This window comes from Enterococcus sp. E4-223 (assembly GCF_035727065.1).
In the GTDB taxonomy this organism is placed as follows: domain Bacteria; phylum Bacillota; class Bacilli; order Lactobacillales; family Enterococcaceae; genus Enterococcus_B; species Enterococcus_B faecium.
Map to the genome: position 1 here is coordinate 168,437 of NZ_JAPMLH010000006.1, position 20,585 is coordinate 189,021.

Annotated in this window: 16 protein-coding genes, 1 riboswitch and 2 other annotated features; of the genes, 13 read left to right on the plus strand and 3 right to left on the minus strand. The window is 38.5% G+C overall.

Going from position 1 to position 20,585, the window contains the following annotated elements:
* Positions 1-111: 111 nt before the first annotated feature.
* A riboswitch (M-box (ykoK) riboswitch) is annotated at positions 112-286 on the plus strand.
* 341 nt (positions 287-627) lie between these two features.
* The 7 genes from mgtA to nhaC all read left to right on the plus strand — a co-directional run bounded on the left by mgtA (position 628) and on the right by nhaC (position 10,366).
* Positions 628-3,276 (plus strand): magnesium-translocating P-type ATPase, encoded by a 2,649-nt coding sequence (mgtA, locus tag OS139_RS09835; protein ID WP_002323359.1) that lies wholly within the window; start codon positions 628-630, stop codon positions 3,274-3,276.
* Positions 3,277-3,362: 86 nt separating this feature from the next.
* On the plus strand, positions 3,363-4,034 hold the full coding sequence (locus OS139_RS09840) for an HAD family hydrolase (protein WP_002293780.1): 672 nt from the start codon (positions 3,363-3,365) through the stop codon (positions 4,032-4,034).
* Positions 4,035-4,110: 76 nt separating this feature from the next.
* Positions 4,111-4,344, plus strand: a binding site (T-box leader).
* A gap of 42 nt (positions 4,345-4,386) precedes the next feature.
* Positions 4,387-4,625: a binding site (T-box leader), on the plus strand.
* 54 nt (positions 4,626-4,679) lie between these two features.
* On the plus strand, positions 4,680-5,753 hold the full coding sequence (locus OS139_RS09845) for a methionine ABC transporter ATP-binding protein (RefSeq protein ID WP_002293318.1): 1,074 nt from the start codon (positions 4,680-4,682) through the stop codon (positions 5,751-5,753).
* A 1-nt stretch (position 5,754) separates the two neighbouring features.
* Positions 5,755-6,435 carry a methionine ABC transporter permease gene (locus OS139_RS09850; RefSeq protein WP_002293786.1) on the plus strand — a complete coding sequence of 227 codons (681 nt, stop codon included), beginning with the start codon at positions 5,755-5,757 and terminating at the stop codon, positions 6,433-6,435.
* A gap of 16 nt (positions 6,436-6,451) precedes the next feature.
* Positions 6,452-7,291: a MetQ/NlpA family ABC transporter substrate-binding protein gene (locus OS139_RS09855; protein WP_002306089.1), complete on the plus strand. Its 840-nt coding sequence runs from the start codon at positions 6,452-6,454 to the stop codon at positions 7,289-7,291.
* Between the two features lie 30 nt (positions 7,292-7,321).
* On the plus strand, positions 7,322-8,545 hold the full coding sequence (locus OS139_RS09860; RefSeq protein WP_002306090.1) for a M20 family metallopeptidase: 1,224 nt from the start codon (positions 7,322-7,324) through the stop codon (positions 8,543-8,545).
* 402 nt (positions 8,546-8,947) lie between these two features.
* Positions 8,948-10,366: a Na+/H+ antiporter NhaC gene (gene nhaC, locus OS139_RS09865; protein ID WP_325066895.1), complete on the plus strand. Its 1,419-nt coding sequence runs from the start codon at positions 8,948-8,950 to the stop codon at positions 10,364-10,366.
* Between the two features lie 75 nt (positions 10,367-10,441).
* On the opposite strand, the gene OS139_RS09870 is transcribed toward nhaC, so the two are convergent.
* Both OS139_RS09870 and OS139_RS09875 read right to left on the minus strand, forming a co-directional pair.
* On the minus strand, positions 10,442-10,885 hold the full coding sequence (locus OS139_RS09870; protein ID WP_002293791.1) for a DUF305 domain-containing protein: 444 nt from the start codon (positions 10,883-10,885) through the stop codon (positions 10,442-10,444).
* Positions 10,886-11,201: 316 nt separating this feature from the next.
* Positions 11,202-12,542 (minus strand): amino acid permease, encoded by a 1,341-nt coding sequence (locus OS139_RS09875; RefSeq protein ID WP_002331624.1) that lies wholly within the window; start codon positions 12,540-12,542, stop codon positions 11,202-11,204.
* Between the two features lie 281 nt (positions 12,543-12,823).
* On the opposite strand from OS139_RS09875, the gene OS139_RS09880 reads away from it, so the two are divergent.
* Positions 12,824-13,720, plus strand: a complete 897-nt coding sequence (locus tag OS139_RS09880) for a hypothetical protein (RefSeq protein ID WP_002306093.1) — start codon at positions 12,824-12,826, stop codon at positions 13,718-13,720.
* A gap of 142 nt (positions 13,721-13,862) precedes the next feature.
* Here OS139_RS09880 and OS139_RS09885 read toward each other — a convergent pair whose 3' ends face one another.
* Positions 13,863-14,804: a 2-dehydropantoate 2-reductase gene (locus tag OS139_RS09885; RefSeq protein WP_002306094.1), complete on the minus strand. Its 942-nt coding sequence runs from the start codon at positions 14,802-14,804 to the stop codon at positions 13,863-13,865.
* A gap of 125 nt (positions 14,805-14,929) precedes the next feature.
* On the opposite strand from OS139_RS09885, the gene OS139_RS09890 reads away from it, so the two are divergent.
* The 5 genes from OS139_RS09890 to murQ all read left to right on the plus strand — a co-directional run bounded on the left by OS139_RS09890 (position 14,930) and on the right by murQ (position 20,577).
* Entirely contained in the window at positions 14,930-16,051 is a 1,122-nt protein-coding gene (locus OS139_RS09890; RefSeq protein WP_002306095.1) for a glycerate kinase family protein, read from the plus strand.
* Between the two features lie 257 nt (positions 16,052-16,308).
* The gene (gene eat(A) / locus OS139_RS09895; protein WP_002331623.1) at positions 16,309-17,811 is read left to right on the plus strand and encodes an ABC-F type ribosomal protection-like protein Eat(A); all 1,503 of its coding nucleotides are present in this window, start codon (positions 16,309-16,311) and stop codon (positions 17,809-17,811) included.
* 66 nt (positions 17,812-17,877) lie between these two features.
* Positions 17,878-18,405: a histidine phosphatase family protein gene (locus tag OS139_RS09900; protein ID WP_002331622.1), complete on the plus strand. Its 528-nt coding sequence runs from the start codon at positions 17,878-17,880 to the stop codon at positions 18,403-18,405.
* A 211-nt stretch (positions 18,406-18,616) separates the two neighbouring features.
* On the plus strand, positions 18,617-19,678 hold the full coding sequence (locus OS139_RS09905; RefSeq protein WP_002331621.1) for a DUF871 domain-containing protein: 1,062 nt from the start codon (positions 18,617-18,619) through the stop codon (positions 19,676-19,678).
* A gap of 2 nt (positions 19,679-19,680) precedes the next feature.
* Complete coding sequence (gene murQ, locus OS139_RS09910; RefSeq protein WP_002306098.1) at positions 19,681-20,577, plus strand: N-acetylmuramic acid 6-phosphate etherase; 897 nt, start codon at positions 19,681-19,683, stop codon at positions 20,575-20,577.
* Positions 20,578-20,585: the final 8 nt, after the last annotated feature.

Genomic DNA, 20,585 nt, shown 5'->3' on the forward strand with positions numbered 1-20,585 from the left:
AAACCGCGTGAGACAGGAATATAACGTGTGTATTTTAAAAAAAGTATGAAAAACATGGAAAATTGATTTGACATCCTCTTTTTTAGTTGTTATATTAACGAAGGAAAACCGAATAAGATTTGTTAGGTGAGGCTCCTATACAAACATAGGCTACTGCCCAAAAACGTCGAGAGACGCCAATGGGTAGAACAGGAATTGTCGAGATAAGGCTTTTCATAAGGTAGCTAAAAGCAGGTATCTGCTTTTTACGTTGTACAGTGTCAAAACTCAACGATGAGATCTGAGAAGCTTTTTTTAATATGCTTTTTCAAACCTTTCGCTGAGTATTTGGCGAGAGGTTTTTTTGTTGCTGCAAATCCCCATCGGTGAAAAATAAAAAGGAGGTGGTCTAATTGGGAAAATAACTATTCGAAAAATGATTGGAAGTCATGAATTAAAATTACTTAGTAAAGGAGATGAGAACAAATGGATGACAGTCATTCGAAAAACAAGGATCTAGAGGAAAGGCCAGGGCTATTATCTATCTGTTCTCAGCCCCTTTCAGTTTTTTCTCTATCGATCCGATGAATAGCTAAAGACCAAAAGCAGCGAGAACAGCTGTCTTTTGGACACAAAGGAGAGATTGAGATGGAAAAAAAGAAAGATACACAAAAAATCTATGCAGCTTTTGCTGGAAAAACGAAACAAGAATTATTTGAACTATTCCATGCATCAGCAAATGGATTGACAGAAGAACAAATCGAACGTTCAAGAGAAAATTACGGTGAAAATGCGATTTCATATGGCAAAAAAACACCATTCATCGTAGAAATATTGAAAGCATACATCACGCCATTTACATTAGTGTTGATCGCATTAGGAATTATTTCATTCATCACGGAATATGTATTAGCAGCTCCTGGAGATAAAGATCTTTTCGGTGTAGCCATTATCTTCACTATGGTTATCGTCAGCGGGACAATGACGTTGATTCAGTCCGTACGTTCCAATCAAGCGGCTGAAAAACTGAAATCACTTGTGAAAGTAACGGCAGCTGTAAAACGTAATGGAAAGTACACAGAGATTCCTATGGAAGAAATCGTCTGTGGAGATCTTGTTCGGCTTTCAGCAGGGGATATGATACCAGCGGATATGCGTTTATTGTCCGCAAAGGATTTATTCATTTCCCAAGCAGCATTGACAGGGGAAAGCTATCCAGTAGAAAAGCATGCGAAAGTATGTGAAGACGATCAGCAAAGCGAAACAAGTTACGAAAATCTTGTCTTTATGGGAAGTAATGTCATCAGTGGAAGTGCGGAAGGAATCATTGTTTCTGTTGGAAATGAAACACTATTTGGTCATGTAGCAGAAACGCTATCTGAAAAACCAATTCAATCAAGCTTTGAATTAGGCATCCATAAAACATCCATGCTACTGATCAAATTTATGTCATTGATGGCTCCAGCAGTTATCGTCATCAATGGGCTTACAAAAGGGGATTGGCTAGAAGCTTTTCTTTTTGGACTATCTGTAGCAGTTGGTCTAACACCTGAAATGCTTCCAATGATCGTTACGACGAATTTGGTCAAAGGAGCAAGTGTGATGGCCAAAAAAGGAACAGTGATCAAAAATTTGAATGCCATCCAGAACTTTGGTGCAATCGATGTGTTATGTACGGATAAAACGGGGACATTGACACAAGATAAAATCATTCTTGAATATCATATGGATTGTGAAGGAAATGAAGATGATCGTGTTTTGCGCCATGCGTATCTAAATAGCTACTATCAAACAGGGCTGAAAAATTTGTTAGATGTGGCTATCATTGATGAAGCAACAGAAACTTTAGATACAGATAAGATCAATTATCAAAAAGTGGATGAAATTCCTTTTGATTTTGAACGTCGCCGTATGAGTGTTGTGGTTGCTGATCCAGCTGGTAAAACACAAATGATCACAAAAGGCGCGATTGAAGAAATGCTGAACATTTCTAAATTTATTGATCTTGGCGGTACTGTTACACCATTAACAAAAGAACGAAAAGAAGCCGTACTTGCAAAAGTACAGTCACTTAATGAAGATGGCTTACGAGTGATTGGTGTCGCACAAAAGACCAATCCAAGCGTCGTTGGAGAATTTTCAGTCAAAGATGAGTCAGACATGGTTTTGATTGGTTATCTTGCTTTCCTTGATCCACCAAAAGAAACAACGAAACAAGCGTTGAAAGCTCTGAAAGAACATGGTGTAGCTGTAAAAGTTCTGACTGGGGACAACGAATTAGTTACACGTTCAGTGTGCCGTCAAGTAGGTCTAGAGATCAATGAATTGGTTACCGGTGAGAAAATCTCGGAAATGAGTGATCATGAATTAGCACAAGTAGCTGAAGACCATGAAGTATTCGTAAAATTGAATCCTCAGCAAAAAGCACGTTTGACGACAGCTTTACGTAAAAATGGTCATACTGTCGGATTTTTAGGAGATGGTATCAATGACGCTCCTGCAATGAAAGTGGCTGATATCGGTATTTCTGTAGATACAGCTGTGGATATTGCGAAAGAATCTGCAGACGTGATCCTTTTAGAAAAAGATTTGACGATTTTGGAAAGAGGCCTTCTTTCTGGACGAGAAACTTTTGGGAATATCATGAAATATATCAAGGCTACAGCAAGTTCTAATTTTGGCAATATGTTTTCCGTGCTGATTGCAAGTACGTTCCTGCCATTTTTACCAATGCTGCCTTTACAACTTCTGTTTTTGAATCTGATCTATGATGTTTCCTGCATTTCCTTGCCATGGGATCGGATGGATAAAGAATATTTGGACGAGCCAAAAAAATGGAATGCATCTAGTATTGGGAAATTCATGGTTTACTTTGGCCCAACAAGTTCGATATTTGATATTACTACTTACTTGTTGATGTATTTTGTTATTTGTCCTGCTGTAGTGGGCGGAAGTTTCCATACATTGGATAGTTCACAGCAAGTGATTTTCATCGCATTATTCCATGCAGGATGGTTTGTCGAATCACTATGGACACAAACCTTAGTGCTCCATGCACTGCGTACACCGAAAGTACCATTTATCCAAAGCAATGCAACATTTGCCATGTTTGTTATCACTACATTAGGAATTATTGTCGGTTCTGTCCTTCCTTTTACAAGTTTTGGTACTGAATTAGGCTTGATGCCACTTCCTGGCAATTACTGGTTATGGTTATTTGCTACAGTCATCGCTTATCTGGCGCTTGTGACAGCTGTGAAGAAAATCTATATCCGTCGATTCCAAGAACTCTTATAAACGAGAAGGCTGGTTCTTTGCTTCTGTTCTTTTTGGACCAGTCGTGCTAAACTATGTGTATTGTTTTGGAAAGGATTAATGTATAAATGAAAGGTGCAATATTTGATTTAGATGGTTTGTTAGTTGACACAGAAAAAACGTATCGTGATGGCTGGCTTTGGGGATTTCAGCAATTTGATATCCATATCCCAAAAGAAATCGTTGACGCTTGGGGCGGAAAAAACTGGAAACAAAGTTTTGATATTTTAGTGAAAGCAGCAGGTAGCCCTGAAAAAGTACAGGAAGTCCGAGCGAAGCGCGAAGAATATTTTTATCAACAGCTGACAAGCGGAGCCATCCACTTAAAACCATATGCAAAAGAAATATTGGCAGACTTAAAAGAACGTCATATGAAACTAGGCATTGCTACGACCACTGTTACGAAAAGAGCAACAGATATCTTGGATCACTTTAAATTAGCTGATTACTTTGACACGTTTACATTCGGAGACGAAGTGTCGGAGAACAAGCCTTCACCGATTCCTTATCTGACAGCTTTGGAACGAACAGGATTAGAAGCTAGTTCAGCCTTTGCAGTGGAAGATTCTTTAGTAGGAGCAACAGCTGCTTCACGAGCAGGATTAGGCGTTGTTTTGATACCTGATTCCAGTTTTGTCCGAAATTATACCGTCGAAGAAAAGGAAAAATTGAAACTTCTTGCGGAAGGAAAAGATCTTCGAACTGTTATTGAAATGTTAAATAAAAAAACAGAAAAATAAATATAGAAAAAATAATTTGAATTTCGTACTTGACTTTTCAGTTTTCCTCATGTAGATTAATCCCAACAACAAAATATCGATTTCGTTGAAAAGGAAAGTAAGTTTGGAAACTTTGCAGAGAGGCTCTGGCTGGTGAGAAGAGTCAAGTAAGAAAAGCTGAAAATGGCCTTGGAGAATAATTTGTCGATAAGTAGGCAAATTCGGAACTGTTCGACCGTTAAAACGAACGCCAATCTCTCTTTTTGAGATGTTGGGCTTGAGGGAAGGAAACTTCCGAAAAAAGGTGGTACCGCGATACGTCGTCCTTTTACTGACATAGTTTATGTTAGTAAAAGGACTTTTTTTTTGAATATTATTTGCATTGAAATGGTAAGTACGATAGAAGAACCTTTGACAGAGAGCTTCGGTAGCTGAGAAGAAGCAAGGAACGACTATTGGAAAATGGCCATCGAGCAATTCATCCCGAGCATAGATGTAAGGCGATGACGGCTGCGACCGATATCTTGCTAGAGTATGATCGTACTTGAAGAGGAGTTGTGTGTGAACACAGCTTGAACATGAGGTGGTAACACGCAAAAAAGCGTCCTCAAGAAAATGACATTTTCATTTTCTTGAGGACGCTTTTTTAGATAAGGAGGAATTTTAATGATTGAATTGCGAGATGTTTCTGTATGTTTCAAACAAAAAGAAAAAGAGATACAGGCAGTAGATTCTGTAGATTTAACGATTGAAAAAGGCGATGTTTATGGAATCGTCGGTTACTCAGGTGCAGGGAAAAGTACGTTAGTTCGTGTGATGAATTTGCTACAGAAACCAACAGCAGGAGAAGTCATTGTCAATCAGACGAATTTGAGTCAGCTCTCTCCCAAAGAATTGCGAAAAGAAAGAAAGGCCATCGGTATGATCTTTCAGCATTTCAATCTAATGGAAAGCCGAACTATTTTTGACAACGTTGATTTTTCTTTAAAGTATTCTGGAAAATCGAAACAGGAACGTCGTCAAAAAGTGAATGAACTACTGGAACTTGTCGGTTTGGAAGAAAAAGCATCTGCTTATCCTAAACAACTGTCGGGGGGACAAAAACAACGAGTAGCAATCGCACGAGCTTTGGCGAATGAACCTAAGGTATTATTATGTGATGAAGCAACCAGTGCACTTGATCCGAAAACGACCCTTCAGATCCTTGCATTGTTAAAAAAATTGAATCGCCAGTTAGGTTTAACAATCGTCCTGATCACTCATGAGATGCAAGTTGTCAAAGAAATCTGCAACAAGGTAGCGGTTATGGAAGATGGAAGAATCATTGAAAAAGGTAGCAGCATCCAGATCTTCAGCAATCCTGAAGAAGAATTGACCAAAGATTTTATTCGAACAGCTACTCATCTTGACCAAGCATTAGAAACGATCATTGCCCATTCTGCTTTTGCCGATCAGATCGCCAATAAATGGCTGGTGGAATTAAGTTATATTGGAAATCAGACGAACGAACCTCTAATCGCTCATCTGTACAGCAAATATCAAGTAACAGCGAATATTTTATATGGCAATGTAGAGTTATTACAAGAAACGCCGTTAGGGAGTTTGATCGTTACTTTAGCTGGAGAAACCAAACAGCGGCAAAAAGCATTGGATTATTTGATCAAATCTGGTGTAAAAATAAATATTTTACAAAAAAACGAATTAGATAGTCGTATCAAAGTGATCGAAGGAGGAAGATAAAATGACTGATTTCTTTAAAACATATTTGCCCAATGTTTATTTGATTCCGGATGAATTTGTCGAAGCGACGAAGCAAACACTATATATGTCTTTTTGGACAGCATTCATTGGCGGGATGATCGGAATCATCTTAGGTGTGACGTTAGTAGTGACACGCCCTAATGGATTACTAGCTAACCGTCTGCTATTTGAAATACTTGATAAGCTGATCAATATCATTCGTTCCATCCCTTTCATTATCTTGCTTTCTCTTTTAGCATTGACTACTCGTTTCTTAGTTGGAACGACGATTGGTGCGAAAGCAGCTTTAGTGCCATTGATTTTTGGAGTTGTTCCGTTTTTTGCTCGTCAAATCGAGAACGCACTGCTAGAAGTTGATCCTGGGGTGATCGAAGCGGCAGAAGCGATGGGAACCAGTCCAATCGGTATTATTTTACGTGTGTATTTGTTAGAAGGTTTGCCTGGTATCATTCGGGTCTCGGCGTTGACTATCATCAACGTGATCGGACTGACTACCATGGCTGGAGCAGTAGGTGCAGGCGGATTAGGGAATCTTGCTATATCGAGAGGGTATAATCGATTCCAAACAGATGTAACGATTGTGGCTACATTATTGATTCTAATCTTAGTTTTTTTAAGTCAATTTATCAGTAATCAACTGATTAAAAAAATTACACATTGAAAGTGGAGGAGAAAAAATGAAAAAAATTATTCGTTTTGTAGTCATTACATTTGTAGCAATTATTTGGTTGGCAGGGTGTAGCCAAGGAAAAGCAGATACAACTGACAAAAAAGAAACTACCGTAAAACTAGGGATTATTGGAGAAGATACAGATGTATGGGACAACGTGAAAGACCGTTTGAAAAAGGAGAACATTAATTTGGAATACGTGAAATTTACAGATTACAATCAACCAAATGCGGCTTTAGCAGATGGATCGATTGATTTGAATTCTTTCCAACATCAATTCTTTTTAGACAATTACAATAAAGAACACGGAACTGATTTAGTATCAATCGGAAATACTGTCAATGCACCGCTGGGAATTTATTCTAACACTTTGAAGGATGTAGCTGATATCAAAGACGGAGCAAAAGTAGCAATCCCTAATGATGTCACAAATGGCGGCAGAGCTCTTCTGTTATTGCAAACTGCTGGATTGATCAAAGTGGATAAGGCAAAAGGACAAGCGCCCACTGTTTCTGATATTACCGAGAATAAAAAAAATCTAGACATTTCTGAATTAGATGCTTCACAAACAGCACGTGCTTTGTCGGATGTAGACATTTCAGTGATCAATAGCGGTGTAGCTGTAGATGCTGGATTTAATCCTGCTTCTGATGCCATCTTCTTAGAACCAGTGGATGACCATGCACGTCCTTATGTGAATATCATCGTTGCAAGAAAAGAAGATGAAAAAAATAAAACGTATCAAAAAATAGTAGACGCTTATCAAACAGAAGACACAGTCAAAGTAATCGAGAAAACATCAAAAGGATCAAGCGTGCCTGCATGGGAAACATTCGGGAGAAAATAAGAAAAATGACTAGCATAGGAGGAATTTTTTATGACAACAACAATCTCAACAAACCAATTGAAGGATCTAATCCAATATCGTTTACCAGAATATCAAGCACTTGCTCTAGATATCCACGAACATCCTGAAGTAAGTAACTATGAGTTTTATTCCTCAGCAGCGTTGATTAAACAATTAGAAAAAGAAGGGTTTTGGGTAGAAAAAGAAGTAGCTGGACACCGAACAGCCTTTGATGCACGTTATATTTCCAATAAACCCGGTCCCACAATTGCCTTTTTGGCAGAATTCGATGCTTTACCAGGTATTGGTCATGCATGCGGGCATAATTTGTTTGGTACTTACTCCGTATTAGCCGCCAGCATAGTGAAGCAATTTATTGATGAAACTGGTGGAGAAATCCGTGTATATGGCACCCCAGGGGAAGAAGGGGGCGAGAACGGATCAGCTAAAGGCAGCTTTGTTCGAGAAGGTTTTTTTGAGGATGTCGATGTAGCGTTATGCGTCCATCCAGCTTTTCGTTATGGGAAAACGACAGAATCTTTAGCGAATGATCCAGTCGACATCAAATTTTACGGTGTCGCTTCCCATGCAGCAGCAGCACCTGAAAAAGGAGTAAATGCTTTGGAAGCATTGATCCAAGTGTTTAATGGAATCAACGCTCTACGCTTGCAATTGCCAAAAGATGTCAATATCCATGGGATCATTACAGACGGAGGAGTAGCTGCCAACGTCATTCCAGATTACGCTGCTGGACGTTTCTATTTACGTGCAGGAAATCGGCAAACATTAGATAAGGTATATGAAAAAGTGGAAAATATCGTACGAGGTGCTGCGATAAGTACGGGCACGACTTTTGAGTTTGGATTGTTCCAAAATGCAGTTGATGATGTCATCGTTACTCCTTCTTTTGATGACTTATTCTTCCAGCATGCAAAAGAAGCAGGTGTTCCAGATGAAGAAATAGAAACGGAACAAAGAACAAGTCTCGGTTCTTCTGATGTAGGAAATGTCAGCCAAGTCATACCAACAATCCAGCCTACGGTAGCAATCTCTGAGACATATATTGCCGGACACACAGAAGAATTCAAAGCTGCTGCTAAAAGTGACAAAGGCCTTGCTTCTATTGCGATTGCAGCAGAACTACTCGCCAATACAGCTCTTGATCTGTTGAAAGAGCCAAAGCTATTAGAAAGAATCAAGCAAGAACATCAAGAAATAGTAGCAAGAAAAAAACAAGAGGGTGCTACTTTCTAGTAAAAAATAAACTTGTGTGTGAAAGTTATAAAAATAATTTTCAGAAAAATGAAAAAATATTTTCTTTTTCATTGACAAATGATCTTATGGAAGGTAAACTTCATACAAGTCAACTTTTCACGCAGTAGCGGTTAGGTGTTTTGTTCAGAAAGTCGGTGGTCGCTGTGAACCGATCAAGCCTAATTGACGAATTACATGGAAAGTCCATACATTTGAATAAAAGTTTGAAAGTGAAAAACAGATCTGTTTTTAATTAAGGTGGTACCGCGGAGTCATTCGTCCTTAGTTTAAAACAGGTCTTTTTATTTTTATAAAGGAGGAATCGCGGATGAATTGCGGCGGAGTAATCCGATATCTTAACTTTTTTAGAACATAAGAACAACTAAAAAAGGAGAGATTATCATGGAAAAAAAAGGAACACCAAGTTTTTTAGAAGCAACACTTGTATTAATGGTTATTGTTTTAGGCATTGCGATTGGCGTTGTCGGATTAAAGGTCTCACCTAATATCACGATCTTAGCAGCGATCGGAATGGTCATGTTGTATGCAGTGATAAAAAGATACCCGACAGATTGGCTGCACGAAGGAATCATCAATGGCATCAAACCAGGAATCATCCCAATCTTTATTTTTATTTTAGTCGGTTCATTGATTGCTGTATGGATACAAGCAGGGATCATTCCAACTCTAATGGTCATTGGGTTCAAATTGATCAGTGTCCAGTGGTTTGTCCCTTCTGTATTTGTTGTGTGTGCAATCGTAGGTAGCGCTGTAGGGAGTGCCTTTACTGTTATGTCAACGATTGGGATTGCATTTTTCGGTATTGGCACAACACTAGGCCTAAATCCAGCGCTGGTTGTTGGAGCTATTGTTTCAGGTGCCGTTTTTGGAGATAAGATGTCTCCATTATCCGAATCAACAAATCTAGCAGCAGCTATTGTTGATGCCGATTTGTTCAAACACATCAAGCATATGATGTGGTCAACTGTTCCGGCATTTGTTGTTTCTTTCTTTTTATTCATGATTTTAGGACACACAAGTAAAGCCGCAAGTCTTTCATCTATTCGTGAAGTGACTGATGTTCTAGAAGCAAACTTTACTATTTCAATCTGGTCACTGATTCCTTTATTTTTAATGTTACTGTGTGCATGGAAAAAGGTGCCGGCAATTTTGACTATTTTGTTGAATATCGCTGTAGCAGTAGGAATGATTTTTATTCAAAACCCACAAACTTCCTTAACGAAGTTGGCTGGGGTCATCGAATCAGGGTTTGTTTCAAATACTGGAAACCAACAAATCGATTCACTGCTTAGCCGCGGAGGAATCGAAAGTATGATGCCTACTGTGTCATTGATTATTCTAACTTTGTCATTAGGTGGATTGTTGATCGAATTTGGCTTGATCTCAACCGTGATGGAACGAGTATCAAGAAAGATGACGAACACACCAAAATTGATTTTTACAACATTGATGACAAGTATCGGAGTAAATATTTTTATTGGTGAACAATTCCTATCTGTTATTCTGCCTGGTAATGCATTTAAAGAAACTTATGAAAAAGCAGGACTTGATCCAACTGTATTAGGTAGAACGCTAGAAGATGGTGGAACAGTAATCAACTACTTAGTGCCTTGGGGAATTGCCGGAAGCTTCGTAGCAAGTACATTTGGTATTCCTACACTCACTTACTTGCCATTCGTATTTTTCAGTTTGCTTTCTCCTGTGTTTTCGATGGTCAGTGCCTTCACAGGGTGGGGAATCTCAAAGAAATTTGTGAAACCGCAAGAAGCAGTAAGCAAGACAGCGCAATTAGAACAATAAAAACAGGATGTTTATGTAAAAAACTGCCGAGAAACTTTCGTTTCCCAGCAGTTTTTCTGTTTGGATAGATAATGGTCATTCCATTTCTTTGATCATTTTTTTCATTTTGTCGATTTCTTCTTCTTGTGCCTGAATGATTTCTTCCGCTAATTTTTTTACTTCAGGATCTTTTAAATCAGCTCGTTTACTTGTCAAGATAGCAATAGAGTGATGAGGGATCATCGCCTTCATCCACGCCGTATCATTGACAGTTGTTTGGCTTCGTACCATAAATAAGGAACCGGCAAAAACAAGAAGACTAGCGGCTAAAATCATAGCATTTATCTTTTTGTTTTCATACATTTTCCACATGAACAACAACATAATGACTGCCATGACTGCACCCATCATCAGCGCCATGAATACACGTGTGCGACTGAAGAAGATATGATCAAGCGCATAAACATTCAAATACATCATACCAAACATGACTACCGTCGAAACACCAATCATCAACAAAAACTTCCAATACTTTTTCATTTAAAACAAACTCCTTTTTCTTCATTCCTTTCTTCTATCATGTCATGAGCGTGGAGAACAATCAATTAATCTGCACAGATGGTTTTTGAACACCGTTTATCAAGAGGTCGTGAGCCTGCCGTTTAACGCTGAGTCACAAGGAACAATTTCAAAAAACAGTTTCTCATGTTTGTTGAATATTGTGACTTGTGACCGAGAAGTTGGCAGGAGAACACCGTTTATTCGGAAAAAAGAACTGCAACAATTTTTGTCGCAGCTCCTTTTTTTCAATAGCTCCAGCTATTCAATATAAATAGAATAAAATTCTCTATTGGTTTCATTCATTCGTCAAGACGAAAGCATCATTCTTTTTTTGATAACTGAAATAAATGAACAGGTAAAGCAAACCGGTCAATACAGTTACCCCAATGGAGTTCGTGAATAGGATACCAAGGAAAATCAACCCTAAGACTGCTAATGCAAAAAAGCTGATTCCTTTGTCCCATAACGTTCCTTTACTTAGTGCCAGTACAAAGGACGCAGCACTGATAATGATCCAGATCAATAATACTGTATAGGAAAGAGAACCTGCCAGATAGCCAAATAATTTGTCACCGACAAAATAAGAAAGAGCAACACCTAGATAAAGAACACTGGTACAAAACAGCACAGCACGTTGCGGTACTTGATGCTTGTTTAAAACAGCTAGTTTTCTAGAGGAACCTTTTCGATCTTTCAAGCGGAAGAACAAAATTCTCGAAGAAGCATATACACCTGAATTGATAGACGAGAACAGAGCAAGAACAATCACGAAATTGACGATATCTGCCGCAAATGGAATATTCATTTTTTCAAATACCAACACAAAAGGACTAACGTTCGTGCCTGCTAAAGTATTCCAAGGAAAAATAATCAAAAGCAAAAATAAAGGAATAATGTAAAAGGAAATGATTCTTCCCATGACGCCTTTGATTGCTTTAGGAATCGCACGTTTAGGATCATCTGCTTCGCTTACTGTGATAGCAATCAACTCAGAACCGCCGTAAGAATAGATAACTACAAGCAAAGAACTGATGATTCCCTTCATACCGTGGGGAGTAAAACCACCATGATCAGTTAATTGCTGAAGGGTAGGGAAAACACCAGTACCCAACATTTGCTGACCGACAAGATAAGCAGCAAAAATGATCAATAGGATAATGACACTGATTTTAGCAAAGGCCAGCCAATATTCTGTCTCTGCGAATAATCGTACCGAATAAAGATTGATGATAGTAGTTAAAACAGCCAACATAAAAACAAATACCCAAGCTGGGATGTGGGGGAACCACAACTGTAAAAAGGAAGCAGCTGCAACAGCTTCAGCAATGATATTGATAATCCACATGGACCAGTAGACCCAATCGGTAAAATCGGCAGCATGAGCACCTAGATATGGACGAATCAATCCAGATAATCCGTGGTGCGTATCACCACCACTTAAAACAATTTTTCCCAGACCTTTCATCACGATATATAAAATTATGCCGCCAATCAAAAAAGCGATCAATACAGAAGGGCCGGCGATTCCAATCGCTTCGCCACTTCCTTTAAATAGACCTGCACCAATCGCTCCACCTAAAGCTAGCATGGTGATATGTCGGGAGCTAAGTTGTTTTTTCAATTTTTTATCTTCCATAAATAACCTCTTTCTTTTAAATTCACAATCAAAATGTATAGTAAGAATAAATAGTAAGAATAAATAGTAATAATAACAATGACTAATGATAACAAATTTTCAGATAATTACAACTATTCAGAAAACTTTTAGGCATATTTTAATGGAAGAATGATTTATTTCATCGTATTTTCATAGAAATGTTAAATTTTTATAAAAATAATAGGAAGCGTTTTACTGGCTTTTTACTATTTAAACAGGCTATCATAGGAAAAAGTGACAGAGAAAGTGAGGCGGAACAGATGAACAAAAACGACGTATTGCTAATTGCGAAAAATAAATCACTTTATTTTTTTCCTTCCATCCGCTCTTTAGATGTTTGGTCCGGAAAAGATTTACTACAGTCGGAATTCATTAAATCAGCTCGACAACAGTTGGCAAATTATCAGCTGATCGTTTTTTTAGATTATGGATTTGATATGGAGATGGCTCGACGCGTGCGTCCATTTACCAATGCAAAAATCGTGTTATTTTTTTGGAACCACTTTAAAGCAGAACACGAGGCGATGCTGAAGCAGGCACAAGATGAACCGGCAATCGATGAGATTTATCATTTTGATTTTTTGGAAGCGAAAGAACTTGGACTAAAACATAATAGTTCCTTTTATTCGAAACATATGGATTTTTCTTCTAGCGAACCAAAGACGGATCTTTTTTTTGGTGCAACAAATAACGGCAGAAAAGAACGGGCAGAAAAATATAAGCAGGAATTTATAAAAAGAGATGTTACGACCAACTATTTCATTCTTCCGCTTCGAGGAAATGAACAACCTGGATACCTTACTTATGAAGAATATCTGAAAAAAACCGGGGAATCGAGGGGGATTCTAGAACTGTTGCGGGAAGGGCAGCAAGGAGTGACTTTGCGAACGTTTGAATCTATGTATTTTCAAAAGAAACTAGTGACAGATAATCAAGCCATAGCTCATTATCAGTTTTATCATCCTGAAAATATTTTTTTGCTTCAAGAACGTGATTTAGATGAATTACCGGAATTTTTGCATACGCCATTTCAACCAATCCCATCAGAACTGTTGGAATTTTTTGATGCAGAAAATTGGGCAAAACGTTTTTTCACTACTGACTCCGCTATTTATGAACAATATGAATACGATCTTTCCTCTGTTAAAAATAAATAAAAGTGCCAACCAATCATAGATGAAAATAAACAAGCGCAATTCTTATGGCAACATGAGAATTGTGTTTTTCTTTTTGATCTTTCATGGGGGTAAAAAAATGAGAACCAGCTGCTGATTCAGCTGATTCTCATCAGAGAGCCTTTTACTCTGCGCCAAGGATTCCTTCTTTTGCATGGACTAATTGGGTCAAAAAGGCACAATATGGTGTAGCAATATCATATTTTTGTCCTTTTCGCCAAACGGCACCATTGATGTAGTCGATTTCAGTCAAACGATGGTTTTTGATCAGGTCTTGGTACATAGATGGGTAATGCAACCCGATGTTGTCAGGATCATAAGTAGAAGTAATATGTTGGTACACTTCTTCTTGATCTAATATGATTCCTTCTTTTGCTGCGATAGAAGCAAATTCAGATACGATTGTTCGAACCATGCTCTCTGCCGCTTTTTGCGCGCCTAGTTCAGCAATATTACAATCCAAAATCGTGCATAAACCATTCAATGTTCCATTTACACAAGCTTTTCGCCAAATGGAATAACGAACATTATGGCTATAGATCGGATTTAATTTTGCTTCTTGAAAGACTTCTACAACTTTTTTTGTAAATGCTTCGCCTTCTGGTTCCAAGTTCTCTAGTTCGATTTCTCCATCACCTAACAATGTGACTTTTCCCGGACCAGCCAGACCAGCTGTCCACATCGTGATCCCAAATAAGATATTTTTCTTTGGCACATATTTTTCCAGTACATCTTCATGACCTAATCCATTTAGTAAACACAAAACATAAGTATTGTCAGTAATAATGGATTGGATCGAACGAAACATATCATCTAATTGATTCGCTTTTGTTAATGCTACGATCAAGTCCACGTGTTCGTTGCTTTCGATGATTTCTTCTGGTGAATAGATTGGCAGTTTTGCGACCACTTCTTTACCGTTAAAGTCAGCAATCAACCCATTTGTACGAATGGCTTCAATGTGAGCAGGCCAACGATCGATCAAGAGGACCTCATTTCCGCTTTGATGTAGCATCAATCCAATTCGGCTGCCCATTGCTCCGGCCCCAGCTATTGCGATTTTCATGTTTTTTCTCTCCTTTATTCAATGATTTCCCTTTTAGTATATAGAAAAATGGAAGAAAATAGCATTGTTTTGTTTGAAAAAAATGAAAAAAAGTGTCTTACTTAAGAAGAAAGTGAGGGATACAGATGGATATTTTGGCGGCAATTGATTCATTTAAAGGAAGTGCTTCTTCATTTGAACTAAATCAGGCAGTTCTAAATGGCTGGGAAGATCGTAAAGGAAGAAAAATCAATGTGCCGATTGCAGATGGCGGAGAAAATACTGCAGAAGCAATCTATTACGCGCTCGGGGGAACATGGCGTACCATTGATGGGATGGATCTCTTATTCCGTCAGCGAAAAATCAGCTATTTATTGACAACTTGGCAAGGAAAAAATACCGCAGTCATCGAATCTGCACAAGCATTGGGGTTAGATCTACTTGATAAACCAACGGATCAAACTATCCGACTTGCTTCCAGTTATGCCTTAGGAGAACTTATCAAAGATGCACTGCTTCAAGAAGTAGAACAAATTATTGTCACTTTAGGAGGAAGCGGGTGTAGCGATGGTGGTCTAGGATTACTCCAATCCTTGGGTGCTTCTTTAGAAGGGTACACAGAAGGAAATCCTTTATTATCTACTAAAAAACTTCATTTTGATCGAAGAAACGTTCTTGTTTCTAAAGTAAAATTGATTATCGTTGCAGATGTTACCAATCCATATACAGGTCAACAAGGAGCTGCTTGGCAATTTGGAAGACAAAAAGGAGGAATAGATACGACGCTAGCTTTCTTAGATAAACAAGCAGGAAAGATTGCTCAGCAAATAAAAGATTTCTGGGAGGTGGATTTAGATGATATTCCAGGAAGTGGAGCAGCAGGCGGTATTGGTGGAGCCCTTTTTTTGTTGGGAGCGAAGATGGTTTCTGGTTTCGATTTAGTCAGCCAAATCACTGGATTGGAAAAAAAGATCGAACAAGCAGATGTCATCATTACAGGAGAAGGGCGGATCGATCAGCAAACGATCCACGGAAAAGTTCCATACGGTGTAGCAGTGCTTGCAAAAAAATATCGAAAACCAATAATCGCTATTTGCGGAAGTAGAGACCAAGAGCTAGAAGGACTCTCTGATTTTCTCCCAATTGTCTTAAGTATTCATTTGGGTCCAATAGGTTTAGAAGAAGCAATGGAACACAGGCAAACATTAGAAAAAACAAAAATCTTAGGACAGACACTTAGCAGATTTTTCACCATCCTCCCGAAGTAGTTGACAAAATCATTTTCTTTATGCTATCGTAATTTCAAATATAGGACAAAGTGAGGGATCCGTGCATTGAAAAATTAAGTCGATTGATGAAAGCTGCATTCAGACTGTACCTTGTGGAGACAAGGGAGCAGTGTGCAGATTTTCGGGATTGGCTTGGTTTTTTCGATGTATGGGTCTTTTTGTGTGTACCCAACCCTTGCATCCTCTTTAGCCAGTTCTGAAAATAGGACTGGTCTTTTTTTACGAGGTGATGGAAAATGTCTAAAATCGAAATAAAAAATCTGACATTCGGCTACGACAGCCAAGGCACATTATTATTTGAACAAGCAAATCTAAATTTTGACATACAATGGAAACTAGGACTTATCGGACGAAACGGTCGAGGAAAGACAACTTTACTGAATATTCTACAAAACAAACTACCTTATCAAGGGCAAGTAATCCATCAGCAAGAATTTGTCTATTTCCCGCAACAGACAAAAGATAAAGAACGTTTAACCTATTACGTGTTAAATGATATTACGGATTTTGAGATATGGGAAATCGAAAGAGAGCTCCAATTGATGCAAACAGATCCTGAAATCTTATGGAGAGAATTCAGCACACTATCAGGGGGAGAGAAGACAAAAGTCCTACTGGCACTTTTATTTGTGGATGACACTCATTTCCCGTTAATCGATGAACCAACGAATCATTTGGATATCTCTGGTAGAAAACAAGTAGCGGCTTATTTGAAAAAGAAAAAACAAGGCTTCATCGTGGTCAGCCATGACCGGGGATTTATCGATGAAGTAGTGGACCATGTTTTAGCAATCGAAAAAAGTCAACTGGAACTTTATCAAGGGAATTTCTCTATCTATGAAGAACAGAAAAAACTTCGTGATGAATTTGAAATGGCTCAAAATGAAAAATTGAAAAAAGAAGTCAGTAGGCTAAAGAAAACAGCAGCTGAAAAAGCCGAATGGTCTCGTTCCCGAGAAGGAGATAAAACAAAGAAACAAGTCGGATTCATCGATACTGAATCTAGACGAGTGAATAAAGGAGCAGTGGGTGCTGATGCTGCACGGACGATGAAACGATCCAAAGCAATCGTGAATCGGATGGAGACCCAGATCAGCGAGAAAGAAAAACTATTAAAAGATATCGAATATATCGATTCTTTGACGATGAATAGTCAAGCGTCTCACCATAAGCGACTTTTAAGCGTAGAAGATCTTCAATTAGGGTATGAAAATCTGTTATTCGAGCCAATTCATTTTACAATCGAGCCTCATCAGCGGGTGGCGATTTCAGGTCCTAACGGTGCAGGAAAGTCATCCATTATCCATTATCTTCTGGGGGCATTCAACGGCAAGGTTATAGGAGAAAAATCCCAGCCAAAACATCTGAGCATTAGTTATGTACGCCAAAATTATGAAGACAATCGAGGAACGTTGGCGGAATTTGCAGAGAAAAACCAAGTAGACTACCAAGCATTTTTGAACAACCTCCGAAAGCTTGGGATGGAAAGAGATGTTTTTCATAACAAGATCGAGCAGATGAGTATGGGTCAACGGAAAAAAGTGGAATTGGCTAAATCTTTATCACAGCCAGCTGAACTATATATATGGGATGAACCATTGAATTATTTGGATGTCTTCAATCAAGAACAATTAGAACAACTGATCTTGAACGTGAAACCTGCCATGTTACTAGTGGAACATGATCAAACCTTCCTGGATAAAGTATCTACTGAGATTATTTCTCTTGAGAAAATCTAACCCTTGTAATCTCAAGAACAACAAGGTATGGTTAAGGGGAACTTTGCCAACGAAGGAGAGAATCACATGCTTTATGTAACGAGACACGGAGAAACAACTTGGAACGCACAAGGATTAGTTTGCGGACGGGCAGATGTGCCGCTGACTGAAAAAGGACAGATGCAGGCACAGAAACTAGCAGAAAAGGTAGTAGATTTGCCTGTTCCAATCACGAAAATCATCCATTCCCCTCTTCAACGAGCAAGAGATACAGCACAAGCAGTTGCTGATCGTCTCAGCTTGCCGCTGACCGCTGATGAGCGATTGGTAGAAATGGATTTTGGGGATTATGACGGACTGCCAAGCAAAGATGAAAACTTTCAAAAAGCGCGTTTAGCGTTTGCTGTACGTTTCCCAAATGGAGAGTCGGTCTTAGATGTGTACGCACGAATCATTCCTTTATTGAAAGAATGCATGGAAGACGAAGAAAATGTCTACTTGTTAGTCTGTCATAATGCCTTGATAAGAGTGATCAATGCTTATTTTCATCCAATGCCTAATGAAGGGTTCTTTACATTCATGGTAGACAATACAGAATTAATTTCTTATGAGTAATTAGAATTTTGTGTTATTTAAATAAAATGTTTCAAGGCACTGCTTTTGCTTAGCAGTGCCTTTTTTGTGGCTGTGTCAATTCTTTTGGCATTATAAATCTAATTTTTAGAAATAAAATTTAATTATTTTAACAAAAGTATTGAAATTTTGTTTCTTTAGATATATACTCTAGTCATAGAAATGAAGACGGATACAGAAAAAGAGGGATAATATGTTTGGCTTTTCAATATTTATGAATGATTCTTTGTCAGAAGAGAAGAAACAGTATATCCGCCAAATGGCATCCAATGGCTTTGTCGGTATTTTCACTTCCATGCATATACCGGAAGATGATGTTTCGGCTTATCAAAATCGATTGATCGAACTAGGAAGCGAAGCGAAAAAGAATAAACTAGAGTTGATGGTCGATATTTCAGGAGAGGCATTGAAACGAGCTGGCTTTTCATTAGAAGATCTAACACCCTTGAAAGCAATTGGTGTAACAGGGTTAAGAATGGATTATCATATTTCTAATCAGCAGATCGCCGACTGGTCACATCAATTGAAAATCAGTTTGAATGCCAGCACGATCATGCCTAAAGATATCGATGAGTTGAAAGAAGCAGCGGCTGATTTTTCACAGATTGAAGCTTGGCATAATTATTATCCACGTCCTGAAACAGGGCTGGACAAAGAATGGTATCAGGAAAAAAATCAATGGCTCAAAACTCAAGGATTCCTTGTACAAGGCTTTGTACCAGGAGATACAGAGTTGAGAGGTCCACTGTATCAAGGATTACCAACTTTGGAAGAACATCGAGGGATCCATCCTCTGGCAGGTGCTCTTGATCTATTAGCAAGTAACACGGATATTGTTTATATCGGAGATGCAGGTCTGTCAGAACACGTTCAGGAGCAATTTGCTTCTTTCCAAAAAGAACAGACAGTCTTGCTCCATACGGAACCTGTAGATGAAGTTTTTTACGAATATATATTAGGAAAACATACGAATCGGCAAGATGATGCAAGAGATGTCATACGAAGCGCAGATGCGCGTTTTCGAGAGATTCCGCCAATCCCAGTAAGAAATACAGCTAAGCGTATGAAAGGATCTATTACTTTAGATAACGAAAAGTATTTGCGCTATATGGGTGAGATCCAATTAACTAAATATGATTTGCCAGCGGATGAAAAAGTGAATGTAGTAGCCAAAGTCATCAAAGAAGAACTACCGCTGATCAACCAAATCAAAGCTGGTATGAACTATCAATTTATAAGAAAAGAAGGAAGATAAAAATGAGCAAAATCAATTTAGAGAACCTAACAACGGAACGCAGAAACCAAGAAACTTTTGGATTAGATGAAATGAGTATTTCTCAAGCAGTCCAACTCATGAACAAAGAAGATCAGAAAGTGGCCGCTGCTGTTGAAAAAGAACTGACAAGTATCGAGCCAGTGATCGCCAACACGATTGAATCCTTTAAAAAAGGTGGTCGCTTGATTTATATGGGAGCTGGAACGAGTGGTAGACTTGGTGTATTAGATGCTGCTGAATGTGTACCGACATTCGGTGTAGAACCGGAAATGGTCATAGGCCTAATTGCTGGTGGAGAAGAAGCAATGACTGTAGCCGTCGAAGGAGCCGAAGATTCTTATGAATTAGGGCAAGAAGATCTAATCAAGCTGAATTTAACAAAAAATGATATAGTTATTGGTATCGCAGCTAGCGGTCGTACACCATATGTGATTGGTGGATTAGATTACGCAAAATCGATTGGTGCTGTTACAGGAACGATTTCTTGCAATAAACAAGCAGAAATCAGCAAGCATGCGGATTTCCCAATTGAAGTCGATGCAGGACCAGAATTTTTGACAGGCTCTACTCGATTGAAGTCAGGAACAGCACAAAAACTGATTTTGAATATGATTTCTACTATCAGTATGATCGGTATCGGTAAAGTATTCAATAACTTGATGGTCGACGTCAAACCAACAAATGAAAAACTAATCGAACGCTCAAAACGAATCATCATGCAAGCGACAGAAGCTGACTACGAAACAGCTGAAAAGTACTTTGAGGAAGCAGATCAAAATGTCAAACTGGCTATCGTCATGATTTTGACAAATAGTGATAAAGAGGCAGCTCAAGCAAAATTAGCTGAAGCAAACGGTTTTGTAAAAGGAACCTTATGAGGGGGAAA